Origin of the sequence: Odoribacter sp. N15.MGS-14 (assembly GCF_000980245.1) — a bacterium.
In the GTDB taxonomy this organism is placed as follows: domain Bacteria; phylum Bacteroidota; class Bacteroidia; order Bacteroidales; family Marinifilaceae; genus Odoribacter; species Odoribacter splanchnicus.
Genome location: NZ_LARE01000190.1, coordinates 1 through 628, shown reverse-complemented (window position 1 = coordinate 628; position 628 = coordinate 1). Strand labels below are relative to the sequence as shown.

2 tRNA genes and 1 rRNA gene are annotated in these 628 nt (G+C 44.3%); all 3 read left to right on the top strand.

Annotated features, from left to right (window positions below):
* The first annotated feature begins 173 nt into the window (after positions 1–173).
* Positions 174–247 (top strand) — tRNA-Ile (locus WS34_RS15055).
* 73 nt (positions 248–320) lie between these two features.
* Positions 321–394: transfer RNA gene (locus tag WS34_RS15050), tRNA-Ala, on the top strand.
* 135 nt (positions 395–529) lie between these two features.
* Positions 530–628, top strand: a 23S ribosomal RNA gene (locus tag WS34_RS15045); the annotation flags it as partial.

The following is a 628-nucleotide window of genomic DNA, read 5'->3' as shown; positions in this document are numbered from 1 at the left end:
GCCGTACCGGAAGGTGCGGCTGGAACACCTCCTTTCTGGAGATCAGTTATTATCTGCACTTGCTGGCAAAACCTTCAACCTTTACCATAAGCTGACAGCTAGGAAGCTAAAAAGCTAAAAGCCGGAAGACTTAGTGCCTTTAGCGTGTAGCCTTCAAGCTGATAGCCTTAGTCAGTCTCTTAGCTCAGTTGGTTAGAGCGCTACACTGATAATGTAGAGGTCCGCGGTTCAACTCCGCGAGGGACTACTCAAAAGCCCGAAAGTGAAAAGCTAAATGCAATAAGCTTTTAGCGTATAGCCTTCATGCTTGTAACTTCTTCGGGGGATTAGCTCAGTTGGCTAGAGCGCCTGCTTTGCACGCAGGAGGTCAAGGGTTCGACTCCCTTATTCTCCACAGAGTCCGTAAGGACACAGTTCTTTGACATACTGGAAAGATGGAAAAATATATTCCACAACAATGAGCAAAAATAGAAATCATTAATGTCGTAAGACTTTATATGATTTCCGAGTAAGCTAAAAGTATAAATTAAAGTAAATAATAAAGGGCGTATGGTGGATGCCTAGGCTCTCAGAGGCGATGAAGGACGTGATAAGCTGCGAAAAGCTCCGTTTAGGTGCAAATAACCTT